The sequence below is a fragment of the Flagellimonas sp. ABD4_174 genome (genome assembly GCF_056160185.1).
On the sequence record NZ_JBSWWP010000001.1, the window covers coordinates 588,004 to 604,103 of the forward strand.

Annotated in this window: 20 protein-coding genes; 8 read left to right on the plus strand and 12 right to left on the minus strand. The window is 41.3% G+C overall.

Translation table 11 applies throughout. The features are described from left to right. The first annotated feature begins 43 nt into the window (after nt 1-43). Genes ACXAFK_RS02605 through ACXAFK_RS02615 form a run of 3 tightly spaced genes read left to right on the plus strand, consistent with a single transcriptional unit; the run spans nt 44 to nt 2,383 of the window. Nucleotides 44-400: a hypothetical protein gene (locus tag ACXAFK_RS02605; protein WP_224836138.1), complete on the plus strand. Its 357-nt coding sequence runs from the start codon at nt 44-46 to the stop codon at nt 398-400. Further along, the gene (locus tag ACXAFK_RS02610) at nt 401-709 is read left to right on the plus strand and encodes an antibiotic biosynthesis monooxygenase family protein (protein WP_224836139.1); all 309 of its coding nucleotides are present in this window, start codon (nt 401-403) and stop codon (nt 707-709) included. 6 nt (nt 710-715) lie between these two features. After that, complete coding sequence (locus ACXAFK_RS02615; protein ID WP_474956708.1) at nt 716-2,383, plus strand: glycerol-3-phosphate dehydrogenase/oxidase; 1,668 nt, start codon at nt 716-718, stop codon at nt 2,381-2,383. Here the strand turns inward: ACXAFK_RS02615 and ACXAFK_RS02620 are convergent. After that, the gene (locus ACXAFK_RS02620) at nt 2,380-3,381 is read right to left on the minus strand and encodes an NAD(P)H-dependent glycerol-3-phosphate dehydrogenase (RefSeq protein WP_224836150.1); all 1,002 of its coding nucleotides are present in this window, start codon (nt 3,379-3,381) and stop codon (nt 2,380-2,382) included. The two genes, ACXAFK_RS02615 and ACXAFK_RS02620, sit on opposite strands and share 4 nt — an antisense overlap. Before the next feature lie 124 nt (nt 3,382-3,505). On the opposite strand from ACXAFK_RS02620, the gene ACXAFK_RS02625 reads away from it, so the two are divergent. Both ACXAFK_RS02625 and ACXAFK_RS02630 read left to right on the plus strand, forming a co-directional pair. Then, complete coding sequence (locus tag ACXAFK_RS02625; RefSeq protein WP_252080832.1) at nt 3,506-4,426, plus strand: nicotinic acid mononucleotide adenyltransferase; 921 nt, start codon at nt 3,506-3,508, stop codon at nt 4,424-4,426. Between the two features lie 257 nt (nt 4,427-4,683). Next, nucleotides 4,684-6,207 carry a SulP family inorganic anion transporter gene (locus ACXAFK_RS02630; RefSeq protein WP_369885631.1) on the plus strand — a complete coding sequence of 508 codons (1,524 nt, stop codon included), beginning with the start codon at nt 4,684-4,686 and terminating at the stop codon, nt 6,205-6,207. 9 nt (nt 6,208-6,216) lie between these two features. On the opposite strand, the gene ACXAFK_RS02635 is transcribed toward ACXAFK_RS02630, so the two are convergent. The 7 genes from ACXAFK_RS02635 to ACXAFK_RS02665 form a co-directional block, all read right to left on the minus strand. Continuing rightward, nucleotides 6,217-6,744, minus strand: coding sequence for a DinB family protein (locus tag ACXAFK_RS02635; protein ID WP_474956709.1), 528 nt, complete (start codon nt 6,742-6,744; stop codon nt 6,217-6,219). A 53-nt stretch (nt 6,745-6,797) separates the two neighbouring features. After that, on the minus strand, nt 6,798-7,625 hold the full coding sequence (locus ACXAFK_RS02640) for an META domain-containing protein (RefSeq protein WP_474956710.1): 828 nt from the start codon (nt 7,623-7,625) through the stop codon (nt 6,798-6,800). Further along, on the minus strand, nt 7,622-8,041 hold the full coding sequence (locus tag ACXAFK_RS02645; RefSeq protein WP_224836155.1) for an META domain-containing protein: 420 nt from the start codon (nt 8,039-8,041) through the stop codon (nt 7,622-7,624). Before ACXAFK_RS02645 ends, ACXAFK_RS02640 begins: the two co-directional genes overlap by 4 nt. 11 nt (nt 8,042-8,052) lie before the next feature. Next, nucleotides 8,053-8,763, minus strand: a complete 711-nt coding sequence (locus ACXAFK_RS02650; RefSeq protein WP_338197146.1) for a membrane or secreted protein — start codon at nt 8,761-8,763, stop codon at nt 8,053-8,055. An 82-nt stretch (nt 8,764-8,845) separates the two neighbouring features. Continuing rightward, on the minus strand, nt 8,846-9,325 hold the full coding sequence (locus ACXAFK_RS02655) for a c-type cytochrome (RefSeq protein ID WP_474956711.1): 480 nt from the start codon (nt 9,323-9,325) through the stop codon (nt 8,846-8,848). 113 nt (nt 9,326-9,438) lie between these two features. Next, nucleotides 9,439-10,398 (minus strand): YheT family hydrolase, encoded by a 960-nt coding sequence (locus ACXAFK_RS02660; RefSeq protein ID WP_293298488.1) that lies wholly within the window; start codon nt 10,396-10,398, stop codon nt 9,439-9,441. Between the two features lie 9 nt (nt 10,399-10,407). Continuing rightward, nucleotides 10,408-11,385 (minus strand): NAD(P)H-dependent flavin oxidoreductase, encoded by a 978-nt coding sequence (locus ACXAFK_RS02665; protein ID WP_474956712.1) that lies wholly within the window; start codon nt 11,383-11,385, stop codon nt 10,408-10,410. 117 nt (nt 11,386-11,502) lie between these two features. Between ACXAFK_RS02665 and ACXAFK_RS02670 the strand changes: the two genes are divergently transcribed. Continuing rightward, nucleotides 11,503-11,985 carry an acyl-CoA thioesterase gene (locus ACXAFK_RS02670; protein WP_474956713.1) on the plus strand — a complete coding sequence of 161 codons (483 nt, stop codon included), beginning with the start codon at nt 11,503-11,505 and terminating at the stop codon, nt 11,983-11,985. 9 nt (nt 11,986-11,994) lie between these two features. Here ACXAFK_RS02670 and ACXAFK_RS02675 read toward each other — a convergent pair whose 3' ends face one another. The 3 genes from ACXAFK_RS02675 to ACXAFK_RS02685 form a co-directional block, all read right to left on the minus strand. After that, nucleotides 11,995-12,657: an SMI1/KNR4 family protein gene (locus ACXAFK_RS02675; RefSeq protein ID WP_474956714.1), complete on the minus strand. Its 663-nt coding sequence runs from the start codon at nt 12,655-12,657 to the stop codon at nt 11,995-11,997. Between the two features lie 103 nt (nt 12,658-12,760). After that, the gene (locus ACXAFK_RS02680; RefSeq protein WP_474956715.1) at nt 12,761-13,654 is read right to left on the minus strand and encodes a DMT family transporter; all 894 of its coding nucleotides are present in this window, start codon (nt 13,652-13,654) and stop codon (nt 12,761-12,763) included. Beyond that, a complete protein-coding gene (locus tag ACXAFK_RS02685; RefSeq protein ID WP_474956716.1) occupies nt 13,651-14,004 on the minus strand; it encodes an arsenate reductase family protein in 354 nt (117 codons plus the stop codon). The genes ACXAFK_RS02680 and ACXAFK_RS02685 overlap by 4 nt, the downstream gene beginning before the upstream one ends. Before the next feature lie 170 nt (nt 14,005-14,174). On the opposite strand from ACXAFK_RS02685, the gene ACXAFK_RS02690 reads away from it, so the two are divergent. Both ACXAFK_RS02690 and ACXAFK_RS02695 read left to right on the plus strand, forming a co-directional pair. Continuing rightward, nucleotides 14,175-14,639 carry a DinB family protein gene (locus ACXAFK_RS02690; RefSeq protein ID WP_474956717.1) on the plus strand — a complete coding sequence of 155 codons (465 nt, stop codon included), beginning with the start codon at nt 14,175-14,177 and terminating at the stop codon, nt 14,637-14,639. Nucleotides 14,640-14,784: 145 nt separating this feature from the next. Beyond that, entirely contained in the window at nt 14,785-15,336 is a 552-nt protein-coding gene (locus ACXAFK_RS02695; protein WP_224836165.1) for a conjugal transfer protein TraO, read from the plus strand. A 5-nt stretch (nt 15,337-15,341) separates the two neighbouring features. On the opposite strand, the gene ACXAFK_RS02700 is transcribed toward ACXAFK_RS02695, so the two are convergent. Further along, on the minus strand, nt 15,342-16,082 hold the full coding sequence (locus ACXAFK_RS02700; protein WP_474956718.1) for a DUF3298 and DUF4163 domain-containing protein: 741 nt from the start codon (nt 16,080-16,082) through the stop codon (nt 15,342-15,344). Between the last annotated feature and the right edge of the window lie 18 nt (nt 16,083-16,100).

Sequence of the window (16,100 nt, forward strand, 5' to 3'; positions counted from 1 at the left end):
ATAGAATATTGATTTGTACCTTTGAAACTCATATCAAAAACAGATGTCAAGAGACGAACAATTAAAGGAACGATGGGAATTTTTGGTGGCAAAATTGTCCGCACAGTTTTCTGATGGTGACCCTTTGGAGTTGGACGGGATTGTTTATTTGGTAGGGGTCCAAGAGCTTGGAGATTTTCATCGTAAGTTTAAAAAGGACGAGAAGGTCAATCTGATGCACATTGCTATCTGCCGCCTTTTGGAACCTTATGGCTATTACGATTTTGATTTTTTTGATGAAGATGGATGGCCCCATTACAAAGTAAAGGAACAACTACCACCGCTAAAAGCAGGGGAGCAGACCGTGTTAATGAAGGAAGCTGTGGTGAATTATTTTCTGGAAAAGGAGTACATTGTTTAAATGGAACTTAAAAAACCATATTACGCTGTAATTTTTACCAACCTGAGAACCGAAGGAGATAATGGATATGGCCAAATGGCTGAAGAAATGGAAGCATTGGCCCGAAAACAATCAGGGTTTTTGGGTTTTGAAAGTGCCCGGGATGGCATGGGCATTGCCGTTAGTTATTGGGAAAGTCTGGAGGCCGTTGCCAACTGGAAATCTCAACTAGATCATAAAAAAGCTCAAAAACGAGGAATAGAAACCTGGTATTCTTGGTACAAAGTACGCATATGTCGCGTGGAGCGTGAATACGAATTCAACAAATAAAATTTTATGGGAGGGAACATCGATTTTTCAAATGTGAATAGAAGAGAGGCCCTCCAAAATATTGATAGGGATTCCTATGACCTTGTGGTGATCGGCGGTGGTATTACCGGTGCCGGTATTGCTTTGGATGCTTCTTCCAGAGGAATGAAAGTCTTACTGCTTGAAAAAGGTGATTTTGCCTCTGGTACCAGTAGCAAATCCACTAAACTGATCCACGGCGGACTACGCTATTTAAAACAATTTGATTTTTGGTTGGTAAAAGAAGTAGGTTCCGAACGGGCCATCGTACATAAATTGGCCCCGCATTTGGTGATTCCCGAAAAAATGTTGCTCCCTTTGATCGAGGGTGGTTCCTACGGAAAATGGTTGACTTCCATTGGTTTAAAAGTCTACGATATTCTGGCGCAGGTTTCTGGGGACGATAAACGCCAGATGCTGGAGAAGAAGGAGGCCATGAAACTGGAGCCCCTTTTGCCCAAAAAGATTTTGAACGGTGCCGGCTATTATGCCGAATACCGCACCGATGATGCGAGACTTACTTTGGAAAACCTAAAAACAAGCCTTCAATTTGGTACGCGGATATTCAATTATACCAAGGTCACCGATTTTCTGTATGACGATGAAAAGGTAGCAGGGGTCAAGTTTACGGACGAAGTGTTTGGAGACGAGTACAAGATTTCATCAAAATATGTGATCAATGCGGCAGGTCCCTGGGTGGATGAGCTGCGTAGTGTGAACCAATCCAAAAAAGGCAAGCGTTTGCACTTGACCAAGGGTGTCCATTTGGTATTTCCGAAGGAAAAACTTCCCGTGAAGCAATCCGTTTATTTTGATATTCCCGATGGGAGGATGATGTTTGCCATTCCACGTGGCAAGGTTACCTATATTGGGACGACAGACACCAATTATAATTCGGACAAGGACCATGTGACCACAGAATTGGCCGATGCCATTTATTTGATTTCTGCCGTTAACCATATGTTCCCCGACATTCAACTGGAACTGGATGATATTATTTCTTCATGGGCTGGACTACGCCCCTTGATTCACGAAGAGGGCAAATCCGCTTCTGAATTATCCCGAAAAGATGAAATTTTCACCTCTGAATCTGGATTAGTGAGTATTGCCGGAGGTAAACTTACGGGCTATCGAAAAATGGCCGAGCGCACCGTGAACCGTATTTCCCAAAAAATGGAAGAAGATTATGGAGTGGAACTCAAAGCGTGTACCACGGATAAGATTCCACTTTGTGGAAACGACTTTAAAAAGTTCAAACATGTAAAAAAATACATTGCCGAACTTCAAGAGCGGCTTCAAAGGGATGGTTTTACAAAGTACGAAGCTTGGTATTTAGTAACCACCTATGGTAAGCAGGCAGAAACTATTTTGGAATTATATGCTAAGATTAAGGGAAACGACCCCCAAGAAAACATGATTCGGGCAGAAGTACAATTTGCCATTGCCTACGAAAAAGCATTGAATCCCTTGGATTTTTTCATTCGGAGAACGGGCAGGCTTTATTTTGATATTGATAGTGTTCGGAAATACAAAGAAGCTGTTTTTAAAGAGTTCCAAAAATCATATAACTACTCCGATGAAGAAATGGAGGTCTTTTCTAAGGAATTGGATTCGCAATTAAAGGAACATTCCGATTTTTCTTTGGAGCGGGATTAATCCAACTTCTCCGTCAACTTCTCAAACACCTTTTTCGGGTTCTTGTTTTTATAAAGCACCTGGTACACCGCGTTTATGATCGGTGTTTTGGACTTTTTCTGTAGTTTGTCCATAAGGTCATGGGCGCTTTTGGTGGCATAATAGCCTTCGGCCACCATGTTCATTTCCATCATCGCGCTTTTTACGGTATAGCCTTTTCCAATCATGTTACCGAACATGCGGTTTCTGCTAAAAACGGAGTAGCCTGTTACCAATAGGTCGCCCAAATAGGCAGAAGCATTGATGTTGCGCTTCATTTTGTACACCTTGTCTATAAATCGTTTCATCTCCCGGATGGCATTGCTCATCAACACACTCTGGAAATTGTCCCCATATCCCAGACCATGGGCGATCCCCGCTGCAATGGCATAAATGTTCTTCAACATGGCAGCGTACTCGGTTCCAATAATATCATCGGAGATTTTAGTGCGGATATAATCACTCTTTAAGTGATTTGCCACCATTTTGGCCTTATCGGCATCCGCACAGGCAATGGTTAGGTAAGATAAGCGCTCCAGTGCCACTTCCTCAGCATGGCATGGGCCGGTGATCACACCTATATCCTCGAATGGGATATTGTATTTCTCATTAAAATGTTCCCCAACAATACGCCCACTTTCAGGAACAATGCCCTTAATGGCCGAGAAGATAATTTTTCCTGTCAAGGAACTCGTCAAACATTGCAACTCCCTTTCCAAAAAAGCCGACGGGATCACAAAAATGAGTACGTCCGAAGCATCGACCACTTTGTTTATATCGTGGCTCATGCGTAGTTGATCGGTGTCAAACTCCACCGAACTCAAATAATTGGGGTTATGACCTTCCTTTTCAATATGCCGGATAGCAGAATCGCTTCGCATATACCAGTTTACCTGATCCAAATTTTCGGTCAGCATTTTTACAATGGCTGTTCCCCAACTTCCACCTCCAAGTACGCCAAAGGTAAGCTTGTCTTTCATGTATCTTAATTATGGTGTAAATCTAAAAAATAAAATAGTGTGTCTGTTTTAGCTTGATTATCAAATGGTTAATAAAAATGGCACAGTGATTGGTCTAGCTAAAGTGAACCTTAAAACCTCGATTATGAAAAATAAAAAACTACTCTTTGGAATTATACTCATAGGCCTATTGGCCGGTTCTTGTTATACCGAGGTTATTGTGGAAGACGATTTTATAGAAGAATCGCCCATTAATACCGCCTTGGTCTTGGAATCTTATGATCTATGGTATGTGGATATCAATGAAACTCGTGGCAATGGTGAAGTTCCCTTTTTGCAACGCGCCTTTACGATTTCTTTTGACAGGGGAACCGTTTATGCGAACAACAATCTTTCAGGTCTGGGAAAAACAGGTAATGGAAAAGGTATCGATGTAGGCTTGTATGCGACCCTTGCCGGTCAAGTGGAAATAAACCACGATGTGGATGGATTGTGGTTGCTGGATGTGTATGCGCTGGATAATAATACATTGGAAATATATGATTCAAGATCAGATACCTCCTATGTTTTGGAAGGTTATCAAAAAAGTCAGTTTGATTATGATATGGTCTTCTACGATAATATCCAATATGTATTGCAGGAGTATCAAGTTTGGGAGAAGACCTACACTAGTGAATTAGGCGCACTAAATGAGTTCGATAATGAAAACTACTTGCAATTTTTTTCAGATGATGGCGGGTATTTTAGATCCTCCGTAGATGCGCAGGGAATTCCATTGACCAATATACAATGGGATTATCAGGGAGATTACCAAGTGTTCGATGTTGCCAACGATGCCACTCTGAAAACTTTAACACTCGATTATGACTTCTTGGGCAATGATTATTTTGAGTTGTACGTTATCAATGATAACACTATAGAATTGTACCATGTATCCAGTGGAACTGTGTACGAGTTTACAGGTAGAGGATACATTCAATATTTAAAATCGAACGGCGGAACAGGTAAAAAACGTTCAAAGACCAACAATCCTGTAATGAATGTTTCCCGTCAACGAAATATGTAAGGAAGAACTTTGTGGTTCGACTATACAAACAGTTTTTTTGGTTGGTTATTTAGTTAAGGATCGCCCCGAGCTTAATTGATCGGGGCGATTTTTTTATGGATAGGTTAAAGCGGATACGATACCGTTAACCATCGTTCACCAAAAGAGCTGTTTTATATGTCGCACTAACTGTTACATTATCAAATCCTTAAAAATTCCTGGGCAATTAGGGTCTTGCATTTAATAATGCTACTTTTGCCCGCTTCAAGAAATAAGCCATGAAAAAGTATCTCAATCTTTTTGACTTTTCCCAGAAAGTAAACTATCGCACAGAAATTTTATCGGGCTTAACCGTTGCACTTGCTTTGGTGCCCGAAGCCATTGCCTTTGCATTCATTGCCGGCCTTTCCCCTTTGACAGGTTTGTATGCTGCTTTTGTAATGGGATTGGTCACGTCTATCTTGGGCGGTAGACCAGGAATGATCTCTGGGGCGACCGGGGCCGTGGCCGTGGTAATTGTAACGTTGGCACAGCAATATGGAGTAGAATATGTATTTGCCACCGTAATCCTAGCAGGTATTTTGCAGCTGTTGGCCGGAGTGCTTCGATTGGGAAAATTGATGCGCTTGGTACCCCATCCGGTTATATTTGGTTTTGTAAACGGTTTGGCGGTCATTATTTTTATGTCGCAGATGAGCCAGTTCAAAACCGTGGATGGCGAGTGGTTGAGCGGAAGTACCTTGTACATTTTCTTGGGATTGGTGTTGCTTACTATGGTAGTTATTTGGGGACTGCCCAAACTAACCAAGGTAGTTCCGGCATCTTTAGCAGCCATTCTATTAGTCTTCGGGATTGTTTTTTTCTTGGGATTGGACACACGGACCATTGGAGATATAGCTTCCATTCAAGGAACATTTCCTCCATTTCATATTCCCGACCTTCCTTTTACTTGGGAAACCTTGCAGATTATATTCCCTTTTGCCGGAATTATGGCAGGTGTTGGTCTTATTGAAAGCTTGCTGACACTGAACATTGTGGATGAAATTACCGAAACACGTGGCCGGGGCAATAAGGAAGCCGTTGCCCAGGGAACGGCCAACATACTCTCTGGATTGTTTTCTGGAATGGGTGGCTGTGCCATGATCGGACAAAGTTTGATCAACACCTCCAATGGTGCACGCGCACGTCTTTCTGGTATTGTGGCCGCTTTAATGCTCTTGGTATTTATAATGTTCGGTTCCAGCCTTATTGAAAAAGTTCCTATGGCCGCACTTACAGGACTTATGATCATGGTAGCCTTGGGAACCTTCGAATGGGCCAGCCTAAAAACCTTCCGTAGAATGCCAAAATCCGATGTGTTGGTGATGGTGTTGGTTACTTTGGTCACCGTATTCCTTCACAATTTGGCCTTGGCCGTATTGGTAGGTGTGATTATTTCCGCACTTGTATTTGCATGGGACAACGCAAAACGTATCCGAGCCAGAAAAAGCATTGATGACGAGGGCGTAAAGCATTACGAAATTTACGGCCCGTTATTTTTTGGCAGTACCACTTTATTTGCCGAAAAATTTGATGTATTGAACGACCCGGAGGAAGTGGTCATCGACTTTGCGGAAAGTAGGTTGGTGGATATGTCCGCTATTGAAGCTGTGAACAAGATTACGGAACGCTATCGAAAAGTGGGCAAAAAAGTGCACCTGAAACACTTGAGCCGAGACTGTAGAAGATTATTGGCCAATGCCGACGATATTATCGAAGTGAACGTATTGGAAGACCCAACCTATAAAGTTGTGGTGGACTAAAACTTAGACTTATTCCTTGGTTTTTCCCATGAACACATTCACATTTGGATTTTGTGGATTGCCGCCGGCACGTCGCATCAAAACAATTTGGCCAGTGTGGTGAATGCAATCCGAAATCATCCCGTTAATGATGTTCCAAATTGGAAATTCGAATTTATGTTCACCTTTTTTAAAGATCACTTTATAGTTTTCCATATCCTCCATGGTGGCATTTTTAACCTTACTGCTCGCAGATTGAAGGTTGCCCAAGGTCTTTTTTCTTAAATCCTTGAAAGAATATGGAGCCGGATTTATTGGTTTTTCATAGGGTTTTGCATCTGGTGCCAATAATATATTGTTGGACAATACATAAATATGTTCCATAGTTTCAAAAATGGATCGTCCCTTTTCTGATGGTCTGTAGGCAAGGTCATTCTCCGTCAACCCCTCGGTTGCCCAATAGAATCGATACCCCAAGCCATCTATTAATCTGGCCAATATATTTCCGGGCAAGTAGTTTTCTGGATATTTTGGGATTTCTCGGTAGGGTAGTTTCATTTTAAACTAATAATCTTCGAATTCATTAATTAAAATTGATAGATTTTTCCCTACTAATCAATTTTTTTAAAAACCAATAAATTTTCTTCCGAATCATTGGAGAGGTAGAGTCTGTTGTTTTCAATTTTGTAGTTGACACTGCTTCGCAATGCCGATAAAAATTCGGATTCCTTTTCCATATTCGGGCATGCCATTCGTGTAGAGGCGATTTGTGTAAAACGCAGCACATCTTTTTCATAAAATAAACTTCCGTTCATCCGGTTACATCCGGAGAATCCAGAAAATCGATTGTTATTGATGTTGACTTCCATATTGGGAATATCATTGCCATTAAAATCTTCTTTACTGACCGTGGTTCCTTGCATCTTTTCCAACACCCAAATATCGTGTATCCTGTAATCGGGAAGGTAATAACCGCAACCTTCGTACACCTTGGTTTCGGCTCCGCCCGTATTCTTATAGGATACGGTAACGGTATATGGAAACACTTCGCCGGACATGGCATTGGTGCACTCCTTGTGCGCAATAATAACATCCAATAAGGTAGCTTCGGTTTGTATGCGGTACATGGCGATGTTCGAATCCTGTGCCTTAATAGGTTCTGTAGAAGGGGTTTGGACAGTTCCTTCCGTAGTTTTGAGAATAACTTTGTTATTGTGTAATTTAATGTCCCAAAAGGGTTCGGTACCGGAAGCCTTAAAGTAACTGCCATCTATATCTATAACAATGGGTTCCATTTCTCGTTCTTTTTCTTCTTTTTGCACAGTGTCCTTTACAATTGCTTCTGGTGCTACGATGGTTTGGGAAGGTTCTTGTTTTTTCTTGTCCAAACAGCTAAAAAATAAGAAAGCGATACAACTAAGGGTTAAAATGTTTTTCATGGCGATATTTTTTTGAAACGCAACACGGGGTCTTGATCCACTAGTAAACTGAGTTTACCGTTCTCCAAGGAGTATCCGTCTATTTTAGCCATCATTTCCAAAAATTGACGCTCACTTCCTCCACAGAACATCATGGTTGATGGGCCTGGTTCCCCAAAAGATATGTTATGCTCTTCCACTTTAAAAGGTGCCGAGTAGCCGTTACAGCTATCGGTGCCGGTAACCTTTCCAGATTCTTTATTAAAAGTGATCAGTGGTTTTTTATCGGGAAATAATCCTTCAAACGCAATTTTTGACTCCGAGATAAATTCGAGTTCCCAGGTTGTACCGTATAATCCTTCTTCGTTTGATTTTGTACCTATGCAGGATTCGGCCAAAAACACGGAAAGGAAAAGCAATATAGTGGTGGTTTTCATACTACGGCAGATTATTTTTCAGCCCTTTGGCTCCAAACCTCGTAAATGGGCTTTCCTTTGCTGCTGCTACCAGAATGATGCCAATCGCCATCCTTTACCTCATAGTTGAATTGTAAACTAGCTCCGACCCTAGAGTCGTCTCTGGAAAAGAAACCTATATTTTCGGTGTATTTGCCATCAATGGTGGTGTAGGTACCCCCTCCCGTTCCCATAAATTGTTTGGTTTCGGTATTGTATGCTATCCATTGAAAACGGGTGCCAGATAATATTTTCATGGTTTTGCGAGGTCCGGAGGTGTCCCGTTTCACAATTTCACCGTCCCGTTTTCTTCCAGAGATTAACCAGGCACCATTAAGATCGCCAGGCGAGCCATCATCAATTCGAGTCCAATTGGAATTGCCCAATTCAAGTGCCCCATTCCTTATTTTGAATGCTTCGATTTTGGATTCACCAATAACTTCGGGTGCATTGGAATCAAATTCGAACAAAAAAGTCAGTGAATCATCCGAAGTGCTATAACTACCACCTTTGGTGCGTATAAATTTTCCATTTTCTTTTTCAAAAATGGCTTCGGAAAAATGGTTTTCGGTTAAAATAAGTACGTGTTCAATTATACGGCCATCATCTGCGGAAACAGTTGTGGTCCAAGCCCCCTTTTGGTTTTGGGCTTGTAGTATTGAAATCGCCATAAACGCTAGCAAATATGTGATAAACTTTCTCATAGGTTCGATTTTCTCCTAAAATATAAAAATGCTGTTGCTTAAACAATTAAACAACAGCATTTTAAATTTTTGATTAAGGCTGTTACAACGTTCTTAAATACTCGGCAATATCCCTTGCCTCGTCCTCGGTCAAATTTTGGTTCAACATAATCGCATTGTTGTACTCTTTCAGCAATGCTTTTGCAATAGGGTCTTCTTTTAACATTCCGTCAGGGTTCAAGATCATGTTCATTACCCATTCAGGACTTCTTCTGTCGTAAACCCCTTTAAGTGCAGGGCCTATCATACGTTTATCTACCATGTGGCAGGCTACGCAAATGGCTTCAAATTTGGCCTTGCCCCGTTCAACCATCTCATTGTTGATATCATCTGGGAACTCCAGGTCGGTAATTGGCCCGACACCTTTGTTGTCCAAATCAACGGGCACTTCTTCTTTTTCCGTGGCTTTCTTTTCTTCGGTCTTGGTGCGGCTTACCTCAAAACCATCTTTTTTCTCTTCTTTTTTTCCTCCGCAGCTCGCTATCATGGCACCTAGTGCCAAGACCATAACAGTTTTTTTCATTCTGATTTTATTGAAGTTTGTTTGTGTATATCTTGCCACTAAGATAGGCAATTAGGGAAGAAAAACTGGAGGGATTTTGTTTTGTGCATCACAAAATGACTTCACCAGCTTGTTTATAGGGATTCGAAAAACTCCAAAGCCCTTTTCTCGGTATAGGTTATGTTATTTTTGCCCCAAAACCCCACATGGCCACCATAGTTGGGCATCTCTAAATGTAGGTTCGGATTATTATCAGTTTCCAACACCGGATAACAATCGGGCCCTAGAAAGGAATCATTTTTGGCATTGATGATCAAACTGGGTACCTGTATGTTGGGTAAAAATTGAAGTGAACTACATTGCTCATAATAGTCCAAAGCATTTTTAAAATTATGTGCTTTGCTAGTATAAGCATCATCAAAATCCATTAAGGTTTTAATTTTTTTAATGTCGGCATTGCTAATTTTCTCTGGGAACATAGCTTGTTTCTGTCTCAATTTTTCCAATAGATTGCCTTTAAACCGGATAGCATACAGTATATTTTTTGTGCTGAGAAGTTGTTTACAAGAGTCGTGCAAATTACAGGGCACGGAAACAGCAACGGCGCCCTTTAATTCGGTTGGGATTTGATTTCCCTCTCCCAAATATTTGAGCAAAAGATTTCCGCCCAGACTGAAGCCTTTCAAAAAGATGCTCTTATAATCCCTTGTGCTCAGTATATGATCTAGAATGTCCATCAAATCTTCGGTAGCGCCCGAATGGTAAGATCTGTATTTTATGTTCGGCTCCCCGCTACAGCCCCTAAAGTTCACTGCACAACAATCGTAACCGTTTTGGTTAAGTATTTTGGCGCTTCCGGTAATATAGGGGCGTTGTGCATCTCCCTCCAAGCCGTGGAGGAGCACCACAAGTTTTTTTGATTTGGATTGCGCATAGCTCCAGTCCAGATCCAAAAAATCACCATCGGAAAGGGCAATCCGTTCCCTGTTTTGGACCACACCGTTCACCGATCGGATTATACCCGAATATATGGTGGAAAAATGCCCGTTTCTGAACAAAATAGGAGGTGCATAATTGGAGTCTTGTTGGGGCATTGGTACAATTTATTCTTTTGGATAGGTTTTTAAAAGATTGGCCTGCTCTTCTACTGAGGTCTTAAATTCACTCTTAAGGTCGGTTACTAGTTGGGATACGGGCAACACATTGTTTACTGTGGTGACCCCTTGGCCGGCTGACCAGATGGTTTTCCAAGCCTTTGCTTCTGTATCCAACTCTTTGCCGAAATCTATTTTACGGTCTTTTTTTAAATCTTCTTCGGAAATTCCGGCCGCACGGAGACTTTCTGCCAAAAAGTTAGCGGGCACACCCGAAATAGCGGCCGTATATATAACATCGTCCGCACCAGCGTTCATGATCATTTTACGGTATTCTTCCGTGGCCTTGCTTTCTTCGGTATTTATAAAACGGGTGCCCATGTAGGCAAGGTCTGCGCCCATCTGCAAAGCAGAGGCAACATCCCTTCCAGTGCTGATACACCCTGATAATAATATGGTTTTGGTATAGAATTTTTTGATTTCCGCTACTAAGCTCATTGGGTTTATGGTACCTCCATGCCCTCCTGCCCCGGCGGATACCAAAATAAGACCGTCCACGCCTGCCTCCGCAGCTTTTTCGGCATGGCGTTTCTTAATTATATCGTGGAACACCAATCCGCCATAACTATGGATGGCATCTACTACTTGGCTTACGGCACCTAAGGATGTAATTACGAGCGGGACTTTATGTTTTACGCATAGCTTTATGTCGGCTTCCAATCGTGGATTGGTTGGGTGCACAATTAAATTTACACCGAAAGGGGCAGCTTTTTTGCCGGTTTCCTCTTCAAATTGCTTTAATTCTGCTTTTATTTGGATGAGCCATTCTTCAAAACCCTCGCTGGTTCGCTGGTTGAGGGCCGGGAATGTGCCCACAATTCCATTTTTACAACATTCTACCACCAATTTTGGTCCCGAGATCAGGAACATGGGAGCGGCAACCACCGGAAGGGATAATTTTTTAATGAATTCTGGTTTTTTACTCATGGCCTCTGTGTTAAACTATGTTTAAAAATATGAACTATTCCTATTCTTTATAGGAATCAGTTATAAAACTATGGTATTTTTACAATTTATTATGCATGCATAACAAAATAACCTTATATGTTTTTTAAAGAATTTGAAATTAGATGGAGCGATATCGATGCTAATCGACACTTGGCGAACTCCGCTTATATTAATTTTATGAGTCATACCCGAATGGCATATTTGGGTCTGCTGGGCTTTAACCATAAGAGCATGGCCACAAACAATATCGGGCCTGTAGTATTTTATGAGCACATGTATTATTTTAAGGAAGCATTTGCAGGTAAACCTGTAAAGGTTTCGTTGGAGTTTACCGGCATGAGCGAGGACGGGATGTTCTTTGAATTTAGGCACAACTTCTACGACCATAATGGGAAAAATTTTGCCCGTTGCGAAATGATGGGTGCCTGGATCGATTTGAAAGAGCGTAAATTAATCGGTCTGCCCGATGAATTTCTTCAAGCTTTCGAGGCCATGGAAAAAACGGACGATTTTAAAACCTTGACCAAAGAGGATACTCGTAAACATGTTCAAGTTCCCACGGACATGGAGATGATTTAATAGGATACATTAATTTTTAGGATACCCGAACCAGCTCGGGGTATTGGTGATCAATTTCCCCGAGATGATTTCGTCCAACCAACGTTCGTACCAATCCAAAAAGGTAAGGTCCTCAGAAAATTTTGGCGGCGACAATTCTCCTCTGTCCAAGTTCACAACCCTGCCCTTATAGTTGCCGTTTAGCACCAGCGCATGTATAAAGGAGCAACCCTGTGAGCCAAGAGGTAATATGCCTCCGTATAATTGACCGTTCAATTCTTCAAAATCCGTATCGGTAATGTTGTCCTCGTACAATGGATCGGTCCATTCGTCCCATTGTTTTTGGGTTATGAACGGATGTAAAATACAATCCCTTTTTAGGTGTTTTTCAACATGGTTATAAATCAGGTCGTCCAAATGTTGCCCAAAAGGATAAATGCCAAAATATGGCCCGGCACCCGAATTTTGGTACGAAGAACCCTCATTCCCAATGTGTAGCACAAAGTGTTTATAGCATTCAGGCAGTTTTATCTGGAAATTGTGCTCGAACGCACTAATGTCTTGCATATCTATCGGTGCATTAATTTGATATTTATGGCCTCCGGCTCCAAAAACTTTATATAGCTTATCTTTCTCCTTAGCACGAACGAGTTTGATCTTGATTCGTTGAATTTGTGTAGAATGTGCTGGCATAGTGTTCCATTTTACGGGAAAACTACATAATTCATTTATGGAATATAGCGCTAAATTGATGGATGGCACTTCTGTTTTGACGTAGGTGCCGTTTTGATCAATGTTATGAAGGTCTTTTAGGGTTTTTACTGGCCAAATACACACCCACTAACACAAAGGCCATGGCAATCAGTTTAATAACGGTAAGTTGATCTTTGCCCGAAAAAAGCGCAAAAATTATCCCGACCAAAGGTTGCATATATACAAAGGCGCCCACAGAGGAAGCTTTGAGCTGGGTAAGAGCAAATATGTTGAAAAGATAGGTTAAAAATGTAGTGCCTATAACTACAAAAGCAATAGAACTGAAGGCCCAAGCTGGTACAGAGGCCCATTCTATTTCCATGGCCTCTGGCAAGGTAATGGGTAGGTTTACAACAAAGGCAACAGTAAACAACCATTTGAGCATGGTAAATGGATGATACTTTTCTATCAAGGTTTTTACGACGACCAAATATGCGCCGTACGACGTTGCATTGATAATGAACAATATGTTGCCCAATGGAATATTTGGAGCATCTTGCCGTACTTCGGCGCCAAAAAGGATAAGGGCCACGGCTCCAACAAAGCCCAGAAAGATGCCAAGGCCCTTGTTCAAAGTGATTTTTTCCTTTAAAAAAAGTGCCGATATAACCACAACGATTATTGGGGATATGGTAACTAAAACCGCACTGTTAATGGGAGTGGAAAGCTGTAGTCCTTTAAAAAAAGTGAGCATGTTTACGGACATGCCCAGCAAAGCACATATAAATACACGTCCCCAATCTCTTTTTTCTATCTTTTCCTTCGGACCAAAAATGGATATAAGCCAAAAAAGTAAAGATGCCCCACCCACCCTTAAAAAAATAAACCCAAAGGGTTTTACATGGACGGGCATTACACCCTTGGCTACGGTGTGGTTAATACCGTAAATAACCGTTGCTCCGATAGCAGCAAGTATGGCGAGGGTTCTTTTACTCATGGATGCAGGGCTTCTTTGGCGGCTTCTACCGTTTTTTTGGAGTTGCCGACAAAGATTTGATCTTCGACCACTACCACTGGCCTTTTTAAAAAAGTGTAGTGCTCCAAGATCAGGTTCTTGTAATCCGTTTCGGAAAGGTCTTTTTCATGAAGCCCCCTTTGTCTAAACAACATTGCTCTTCTGCTGAACAAGGATTCGTAGCTTCCGCTCAAATTTGCCATGTGTTCCAATTGCTCGGAGGTAATCGATTCACTTTTAATTTCTTGAAGCTCCACGCCGTCCAATGGTTCCAATTCTTTTAGGATTCGCTTGCAGGTGGAACAACTGCCCAGATGGTATATTTTTTTCATGATTTACGTATTGGAGGAACAAAGGAAGTTAAAAATCAATCAAAATGCATGGGGAATAGATAATTTCAACACCTTTTGCGGGAGATGTTTAATTAATTATTGTAGTATGTTCCAGCTATTGGTGCGGTTTAAAATTTTAAGACTAGTTTTACAACAAATAGCCCACAACCATGAACAAGATTTTTGATATTCTTTTAAAAAACAGAACTATTCTTCACACTTTTTTGCAAAACACACCAAAAGAGGACCTGTTCAAAATTCCTGAAGGATTTAACAATAATATTTGGTGGAACATTGCCCATGTTGTGGTAACCCCGCAATTATTGCTGTATAAATTGAGCGGTCTGGATTTTACCATTGAAGAGGAGTTGGTCAACAAATACAAGAAAGGAACTTTTCCAGAGGGAGAGCCTTCCGAAGCGGAAATGGAGAAGATCATGACCTATCTATTCAGTACCGTAGAACAATTCCAGCAGGATTATGGACGAGGTACGTTCAAAAATTTCCAGGGGTACATGACTACGCCAAAGGTCGGCTTGAACAGTGTGGAGGATGCACTGCAATTTAATGTTTTCCACGAAGGGCTCCATTTAGGCTCCATTCTTGCCCTTAAAAGGGCTTTGGCGAGCGGTTGATTTTTCGCCCTCTTATGCTTTGGAGTGTTTTTTAGTCGCCAGATTTTCATGGTTTTTCCACTGAATTGATTTGGAGGTAAACCTAAGTCCATGAAAATCAATTATATTTACCTGCCAGAATTTAAGAACCCAAATCTTAATCAAAATGAAGAACTACCATTTAGACTATGGGGTCCTGCTGGCACTCCTTTTGTTTTCTTTTCAACAAGTATTTTCGCAACGGGGAAACCTATCTTTGGGCTTGGTGCCAACGTATAAAACGGACGGCTACGGTATACAGCTCAACTCAAATTACTATCATAGCACCACAGATTTTATGCAAGTGTCTCTAGCGGCGACTTTTTCCAAAGAAAAACCAAATTCGGGGGTTGAGTTTCCATACGATGATTACTTGTTCGGTCTAGGATACTTTACCACTATTTTAAGTGCTCCCGACAAGGGGATTTTTTTCTATTTTGGAGGGGGCCCTTCAGCTGGCTACAAATATATTAACAAGGGCAATACAGAGTTTGCTTTTGACGCATTGGAGGCGGAAAGTAGTTTTATTTATGGGGGATATGCCTCTTTTGAAATGGATTTCTATATATCCGATGCCTTCTCCTTGATCATTCCCATTAACGGTTACTACCATTTTAATAGCGACCTGAATGATTCTACACTGTTATTGGGCGCTGGAATCAGGTACTATTTTAAATAGATGGGCTATTCTTTTACTTTTCGCTTTAAATACAGATTTATCTCGTTGTAAGGTAAGATCAGTTCAATTGGGCCGTCGGCATAGGAAGCTACTTCGTATTGGTTGTAGATCAGTTTAAGCCCTTCTTTGGTGTACCCCAAATTGTAGGGCAGGTGGAAGGATTCTCCCTCGAACATAAAACCGGTTGAGTTGATATTGGAATCTTGGGGTATTTTTTCTTGGATTCGAAATTTGGTCTCGGCAAAATCCTCGAACCCGTCCAAATCTTCAAAAAGTTGCCAATTTTCCAGTTCCACACCTTTCTTTTTGTCAAAATTCAGGTACGATGTGGAAGCATAACCATGGGCTCCCCCGGTAAAGGAATATGAATTTAACATAAAAGTGATCACATTTTCATCCTCGTAAACCACAATGCCATCTATTTCGGCTTCCCACTGGACCTCGTTCGGAAATTTGGTCCTCAGTTCTTTATAGCTATCGGAAAAAGATTGTAGCGCCTTGCCCATTTCATCAATCGTATCATCTTCACTAAAGGACAAAATACTGATGACCTCTTCTTGTAACGATCTGTTTATGGCCTGCGAAACGGGCGAACTATCCAAAGCATTTGGAATATTGATGTCGATTTTAGGGCAACTTTCGCAATTTTCACCTTTCAAGTGTAGAGGTTCAAAAGTAAGTTTGCTCTCCGTTTGGCAACTTACCAATACAAAGAAGAATAAGAAAGCACCTAGCAATTGTTTCATGATTTGAGGTTTTGGAGC